General features: G+C 71.1%; 5 protein-coding genes. 1 reads left to right on the top strand and 4 read right to left on the bottom strand.

The window, feature by feature from the left end:
- Window positions 1-128: 128 nt before the first annotated feature.
- Both ACWDR3_RS46595 and rpe read right to left on the bottom strand, forming a co-directional pair.
- Entirely contained in the window at window positions 129-1172 is a 1044-nt protein-coding gene (locus ACWDR3_RS46595; RefSeq protein ID WP_401725350.1) for a sugar-binding transcriptional regulator, read from the bottom strand.
- 90 nt (window positions 1173-1262) lie between these two features.
- Window positions 1263-1949 (bottom strand): ribulose-phosphate 3-epimerase, encoded by a 687-nt coding sequence (gene rpe / locus ACWDR3_RS46590; protein WP_450358769.1) that lies wholly within the window; start codon window positions 1947-1949, stop codon window positions 1263-1265.
- Window positions 1950-2083: 134 nt separating this feature from the next.
- Between rpe and ACWDR3_RS46585 the strand changes: the two genes are divergently transcribed.
- The gene (locus ACWDR3_RS46585; RefSeq protein WP_450358768.1) at window positions 2084-4300 is read left to right on the top strand and encodes an MMPL family transporter; all 2217 of its coding nucleotides are present in this window, start codon (window positions 2084-2086) and stop codon (window positions 4298-4300) included.
- Window positions 4301-4357: 57 nt separating this feature from the next.
- On the opposite strand, the gene ACWDR3_RS46580 is transcribed toward ACWDR3_RS46585, so the two are convergent.
- Both ACWDR3_RS46580 and fmt read right to left on the bottom strand, forming a co-directional pair.
- Window positions 4358-5776, bottom strand: a complete 1419-nt coding sequence (locus ACWDR3_RS46580; protein WP_450358767.1) for an RsmB/NOP family class I SAM-dependent RNA methyltransferase — start codon at window positions 5774-5776, stop codon at window positions 4358-4360.
- A gap of 154 nt (window positions 5777-5930) precedes the next feature.
- A complete protein-coding gene (gene fmt, locus ACWDR3_RS46575) occupies window positions 5931-6863 on the bottom strand; it encodes a methionyl-tRNA formyltransferase (protein WP_450358766.1) in 933 nt (310 codons plus the stop codon).
- Window positions 6864-7193 lie beyond the last annotated feature (330 nt).

The raw sequence follows: 7193 nt of genomic DNA, 5'->3' as shown, positions 1-7193 counted from the left end.
CCCTCCTCTTTTCCTATGTGCCCCACTACCAACCACAGGGGATTAATGGGTAGGGGCGGAACGGCATCTCACCGATGCCGTCCCGCCCGTCCCCTCACGACTTGACTCGTGACCCGCGTCAGCCCCTGTCAGGGCCCATCCGGATCCGTCCGGCTGAGCGCCGACTTCGGAGTCGGCCCCGACGTCATCAGCACGTCCGCCGCCGACGTGTCCGTCACCAGGCTGGTGACGAGCCCGGACCGCAGCACCGCATCGATGGCGGCAGCCTTCCGCGCCCCGCCCGCGATCGCCACGACCTCGGGGATACGGCGGAGCTGGTCCGCCTTGACCGTGATGCACCGCTCGCCGAGGTCCCGTCCGACCCGGCGGCCCTGCGCGTCGAAGAGGTGCGCGGACATCTCGGCGGCGACCCCGAGCGAGGCGTAGTGGCCGCGCTCCTCGTCGCTGAGCATGTCGTGCACCGTCGAGATGCCGGCTTCCCAGGAGCCGATGGAGACGCAGGCGACCGTGACCTTGTCGAAGTACTCGAAGGCCCGGGCGATCCCGGTCTGGTGGCGCAGTGCCTCCGCGGTGGCCGCGTCCGGCAGCAGCATCGGCGCGTAGATCGGGTGGGCGTCGCCGCCGGCGACCTGGGCCGCGCGGCGCACCGCCTCCACCGAACCGCGCTCGGCGGTCCCGGCGTCGTACACACCCGTCAACTGCACGACCGTGCAGGGCGGCAGCCGGTCCAGGGCCGCGGCCATGTGGATGGTGGAGCGGCCCCAGGCGAGGCCCAGCACATCGCCCTCGTTCAGCAGCTCGCCGAGCAGTTCGGCGGCCACCTCGCCGAGGTTCTCGGGGTCGGGCGACTCGTCGGGTTCGGCCGGGGACTCGACCACGACGGCGTGCCGCAGACCGTAGCGGGCGCGGAGCGCGTCGGAGCGCTCGGCGTCCAGTTCGGCCGGGACACGGATCTCGATGCGTACGAGATCCCGTTCGAGGGCAGTCTCCAGTACCCGGGCCACCTTGAAGCGGCTGACGCCGAACTCCTCCGCGATCTGGATCTTGGACTTGCCTTCGAGGTAGAAGCGGCGGGCCATGGCCGCCGCCTGCACCAGCTCAGCGGGTCCCATCCGCACGGCTGACCGGCCCGCCGACATACCCGACACGGCGTTCTCCTCACTGCTGTTCACACTCTGGATTCGCCGTTCATCCTTGCAGATCCGGCGCACTTGATCCGCCCTGATGGGCGCCGTTCACGTAGCTGTTCACCGTCCTGTGGCTCAGTGGTCGCATGCCCAGGACGCCTGGGCGATCGCCCCCTCCGCCTGGGTGCGCAGTGCACGTACCGCCGCGGCCGGGTCGGACGCGCCGTAGACCGCCGAACCGGCGACGAAGACATCGGCGCCGGCCTCCGCACAGCGCTCGATGGTGGACTCGGAGACCCCGCCGTCGACCTGCAGCCACAGCTCCAGACCGTGCTTGCTGATCAACTCGCGGGTTCGCCGGATCTTCGGGAGCATGATGTCGAGGAACGCCTGCCCGCCGAAGCCCGGCTCAACGGTCATGATCAGCAGCATGTCGAGCTCGGGGAGCAGGTCCTCGTACGGCTCGATGGGCGTCGCGGGCTTCAGCCCCATGGAAGCGCGGGCACCCTTGGCCCGGATCTCCCGGGCGAGCCGCACCGGCGCGGCGGCCGCCTCGACGTGGAAGGTGACGGAAGAGGCCCCCGCTTCGACGTACTGAGGTGCCCACCGATCGGGGGCCTCGATCATCAGATGGCAGTCCAGCGGGGTGTCCGTCGCACGGGCCAGCGACTCTACGACCGGCACGCCGAGCGTGAGGTTCGGGACGAAATGGTTGTCCATGACGTCGACATGGAGCCAGTCGGCTCCCGCGACCGCCTGCGCCTCGTCCGCGAGGCGGGCGAAGTCGGCGGACAGGATGCTGGGGTTGATCTGCGCGGCCATGCCCCAAGCCTGCCATGTCCGGGCACGTTTGTTCGCGCCGGTCCAGACCTAAGACGTTCATCGGATGTCGTACCGGGACCGTGCGTGCCATGCTGGGCCGCCGATCGGCACGACGTAGGTCGACGGGGGTCGCCATGACGGACGGAAACACAGACACAAACACAGACGCCAACACAGACACGGGCCCGCAGACGGACGGCAAGGGCCATGGGCGCCATGTCCGCCAGGGGTTCATCGGCTTCGTGACGGGACACCGCAGCAAGTGGGTCATCGTGGCCCTGTGGCTGGTGGTGCTGGTGGTCGCGGCGCCGCTCGCCTCGAAACTCACCGACGCCCAGGACAACGACGCGGCCTCCTGGCTGCCGGGCTCGGCGGAGTCCACGAAGGTCCTGAACACCTCGAACGGCTTCCGCCCGGAGCAGATCCCGGCCGTCGTCGTCTACGCGCGCGAAGGCGGGCTCACCGAGCAGGACCGGGACAAGATCGCGCAGGACGCGGACCAGATCAAGAAGCTGACCGCGCACGGCATCCGCGGCTCCGAGGTCCGCGGCCCCGTCTACAACAGCGAGTCCGCGCCCGAGGCCGCCCAGATCTACATCCCGATCACGATGGACGAGAAGGGCTGGGAGGAGATCGCCCCCGCCGTCGACTCCATCCGCGACCAGACCGGCAAGAGTACGGGCGAGCTGTCCGTCCACGTCACCGGCCCCGGCGGCGTCTCCGCCGACTTCTCCAAGGCCTTCGAGGGCATCGACTCGACGCTGCTGTTCTCGGCGATGGGCGTCGTGATCGTGATGCTGCTGCTGACCTATCGCAGCCTGACGCTCATCTTCGTACCGCTGATCGGCGTGGTCGTCTCCCTGTTCACCGCCCAGGCACTGATCTATCTCCTCGCCGAGCACGCGGGCCTGACGGTCAACGGCCAGAGCGCGGGCATCCTGACGGTCCTCGTCTTCGGCGCGGGGACGGACTACGCCCTGCTCCTGGTCGCCCGCTACCGGGAGGAGCTGCGCCGCCACGAGGACCGGCACGAGGCGATGGCGCTCGCCCTGCACCGCGCGGGCCCGGCCGTCCTCGCCTCGGGCGCCACGGTCGTCGTCAGCATGCTCGTCCTGCTGGCCGCCGAGATGAACTCCACCCGCGGCCTCGGCCCGGTGGCCGCCATCGGCGTGGCCGTCGCCCTCCTCGCGATGATCACGCTCTTCCCCGCCCTGCTGCTGATCTTCGGCCGCTGGATCTTCTGGCCGGCGATCCCGCACTTCGGCTCGGCCGACCCGACCGAGCGCGGGATCTGGGCCCGGATGGGCCGCTCCATCGCCCGCCGCCCGCGCGCCGTCTGGGCCGCCACGGCCATCGTCCTGGCCACCCTCTCCCTGGGCCTGCTGCAACTGCGCGCCGAGGGCATCAGCAACGCGGACGCCTTCACCGGCACACCGGACTCGATCACCGGCCAGAAAGTCTCGGAGCGCTACTTCCCGGCGGGCAGCGGCGACCCCCTGGTGATCGTCTCCAACGAGGCCCAGGCCGACCAGGTCCGCAGCGCGGTCGCCGGCACCAAGGGCGTGGTCCCCGACAGCATCGCCGTACCTCCGGGCACGAAACCGTCGTACGAGGGTCAGGTGCTGTTCGAGGCGACGATGTCCGACCCGTCCGACAGCGAGGCCGCGAAACACACCGTCGACCGGGTCCGGGACGCCGTGCACGCGGTGCCGGACGCGGATGCCCGGGTGGGCGGCGGCACCGCGTCGCTGCTCGACATGGAGGCGGCGACGACGCACGACAACCTGGTGATCATCCCGGCGGTCCTGGTGGTCGTCCTGCTGATCCTGGGCCTGCTGCTGCGCGCCCTGGTGGCGCCGCTGCTGCTGATCGGCACGGTGGTGCTGTCCTTCGCGGCGGCCCTCGGCGCCAGCGCCCTGGCCTTCCGCCACATCTTCGACTACGCGGGCGAGCAGACGGACTTCCCGCTGTTCGTCTTCGTCTTCCTGGTGGCGCTGGGCATCGACTACAACATCTTCCTGACCACCCGCATCCGCGAGGAGGCCGGCCACCAGGGCACCAGGACGGGCGTGGTGACGGGCCTCGCGGCCACCGGCGCGGTCATCACCTCCGCGGGCCTGGTCCTGGCCGGCACCTTCGCCGCGCTGGGCACGCTCCCCATGGTGGCCTTCGCGGAGATCGGCTTCACGGTCGCGCTCGGCGTCCTCCTGGACACCTTCATCGTCCGCTCGGTCCTGGTCACGTCCCTGTTCCTGGACGTCGGCCCGAAGGTCTGGTGGCCGCACCGACTGGCCCAGGACAACACCCCGGCGCAGACGGAGGCGGAACGGGTCGGCCAGACCTCCGAATGACCGTAGGGATCGTGGGCTGTCCGGCGCTCAGCGGAGCAGGGGCCGGACAGCCGGCGCTCAGCCGGTCCGCCGGATGAGCGCCAGATACATGGCGTCGGTCCCGTGCAGATGCGGCCACAGCTGTACGTCGGGACCGTCGCCGAGGTCCGGCACGCCGGGCAACAGCGGGCGGGCGTCGATCAGTTCGGCGTCCGGCCACTGCTTGAGCGCGTCGTCCACGACGGCCCTGGTCTCGGCGAGATGCGGCGAGCAGGTCGCGTAACCGACGACTCCGCCGACCCGTACGGACTCCAGGGCGGTACGCAGCAGGGCGCGCTGGAGCGGCGCGAACCCTTCGAGATCCTCGGGCCGCCGCCGCCAGCGCGCCTCGGGCCGCCGCCGCAGAGCGCCAAGTCCCGTGCAGGGCACGTCCATCAGCACCCGGTCGAAGGAACCGGGCTGCCACGGCGGCCGCGTCCCATCGGCGGCGATCACCTGGTACGGCCCCGGATTCCCGGCCAGTGCCTTGGCCACGAGCCCGGCCCGGTGCGGCTGCTTCTCGGCGGCGAGCAGCATGGCGCCACGCTCGGCGGCGAGGGCGCCCAACAAGGCGGCCTTGCCACCGGGACCGGCACACCCGTCGAGCCACTTCTCGTCGGAACCGTCCAGCGGAGCGTTGGCGAGGGCGATCGCCACGAGCTGACTGCCCTCGTCCTGCACACCGGCCCGCCCGTCCCGCACGGCCTCGACGGCCCCCGGCTCCCCGCCCTCGGACAACCGCACGGCATACGGCGACCAGCGCCCGGCCACGGCGGCCTCCTCGCCGAGCAGCTCCTCGACGGTGGACCGACCGGGCCGCGCGACCAGGGTCACCTCGGGCCGCTCGTTGTCGGCCGTCAGCAACTCCTCGATCCCGGCCCGCCCGCCACCGAGCGAGTCCCACAGCGCGGAGACGACCCAGCGCGGATGCGAGTGCACGACGGAGAGATGATCCTCGGGGTCCTCGTCATAGGGCGGCGCGACCTTCGCGAGCCACCCGTCGAGGTCGTCCTGGGCGACCTTCCGCAGCACGGCGTTCACGAACTTCGCCCGCCCGTCCCCGAGCACGACCCGAGCGAGCTCGACGGAGGCGGAGACGGCGGCATGCGTGGGAATCCGCGTCCCCAGCAACTGATGGGTCCCAAGGCTCAGCACATCGAGCACAGGCGGATCGACTTCACGCAAAGGCCGATCGACACAAGCCGCGATAACGGCGTCATACGTCCCCTGCCGCCGCAGCGTCCCGTACACCAGCTCGGTCGCGAGGGCCGCGTCCCGCGTGTCGAAGTCGCCCTTCTCCCGCGCCTTGCGCAGCAACGGCGGCAGCACGAGATTCGCGTAGGCGTCCCGCTCGTCCACCGCCCTCAACGCCTCGAAGGCGATCATGCGGACGGGGTCCTTCTTGGGCCGCCGGTAGGGCTTGCCGCTGGGACGGGGCCGACGGGAGGTGTCGCTCACGAAAAAGGTGCTCCGGACATCAGGACGAGAGCGCGACGACAGCGCGCGGGATACGCACCAAGGGTACGTCGGCGGGACATTCTTGCCCTCTCGGCCGACGGCATCCACTTGATGGTCACCGGCAATGGGCCGGCCATGACTCGGCGGCTACGGGCTACCGACCGAGCCGCTCCTCGTCGGCGATCCGAACGCCACGCGCCCAGTCCGCCGCCCGCATCGGCTTCTTGCCCTGGGCCTGCACCCACAACAGCTCGACGGCGTACGACCCGGACCCGACATGCACGCTGTTCTTGCCGACGGCGAGCTGCCCGGGCGCGAGATCGGTCCGATCAGCCACCGGGACCACCTGGATCAACTTGAGCCGTTCGTCACGGAAGGTGGTCCAGGCACCGGGAGCGGGCGTGCACCCGCGCACGACCCGGTCCACCCGGAGCGCCGGCGCGGCCCAATCGACCTCCGCGTCCTCGACGTTGATCTTCGGCGCGAGGGTGATGCCGTCGGCGGGCTGCGGTACGGCCTTCAGGGTGCCGTCCTCGATGCCGTCCATGGTCGCGGCGAGCAGCCCGGAGCCGGCGAAGGCGAGCCGGGTCAGCAGGTCACCGCTGGTGTCGGTAGGACGGATCTCCTCGGTCACGGTGCCGTAGACGGGCCCGGAGTCCAGTCCTTCCTCGATCAGGAAGGTGGAGGCGCCGGTGATCTCGTCGCCCCCCATGATGGAGTGCTGCACGGGCGCGGCCCCGCGCCAAGCGGGCAGCAGCGAGAAGTGCAGGTTGACCCAGCCGTGGGCGGGGATGTCGAGGGCGACGCGCGGCAGCAGGGCGCCGTAGGCGACGACGGGACAGCAGTCCGGCGCGATCTCCCGCAGCCGCTCCAGGAACTCCGGGTCCCGGGGCTTCCCCGGCTTCAACACCTCGATGCCGGCCTCCACGGCCCGCTCCGCCACGGGCGACGCCACCAGCCTGCGCCCCCGCCCGGCCGGCGCATCGGGCCGCGTGACAACAGCGGCCACCTCATGCCGCTCGGAGGCGATAAGAGCGTCCAGAGCGGGAACGGCAACCTCAGGCGTACCGGCGAAGACAAGCTTCATGGGTGGGTGGGGGCCTCTCGGACGGGGAGGAACGGGACAGGACAGCAACGGGTCAGGAACGGCGGATCAACGCCCCAGTCTATGACCAGGGGGAGCGAGCGAGGGGAGCGGAGCGGACAGAGGGGGCCAGCCGACGGGAGCAGAGCGGCCAGAGGGAGCCAGCCGACGGGAGCAGAGCGGCCAGAGGGAGCCAGCCGACGGGAGCAGAGCGGCCAGAGGGAGCCAGCCGACGGGAGCAGAGCGGACAGAGGGAGCCAGCCGACGGGAGCAGAGCGGCCAGAGGGAGCCAGCCGACGGGAGCAGAGCGGCCAGAGGGAGCCGGCCGACGGG

It is taken from the genome of Streptomyces sp. NPDC001002 (assembly GCF_053599215.1).
The sequence above is the reverse complement of the archived record's forward strand: the minus strand, read 5'-3'. Positions and strand labels throughout refer to the sequence as shown.

Excerpts from the sequence above, each read along its gene's own strand:
- rpe (WP_450358769.1), bottom strand. The coding sequence starts at position 1,949 with ATGGCCGCGCAGATCAACCCCAGCATCCTGTCCGCCGACTTCGCCCGC.
- ACWDR3_RS46585 (WP_450358768.1), top strand. The coding sequence starts at position 2,084 with ATGACGGACGGAAACACAGACACAAACACAGACGCCAACACAGACACG.
- fmt (WP_450358766.1), bottom strand. The coding sequence starts at position 6,863 with ATGAAGCTTGTCTTCGCCGGTACGCCTGAGGTTGCCGTTCCCGCTCTG.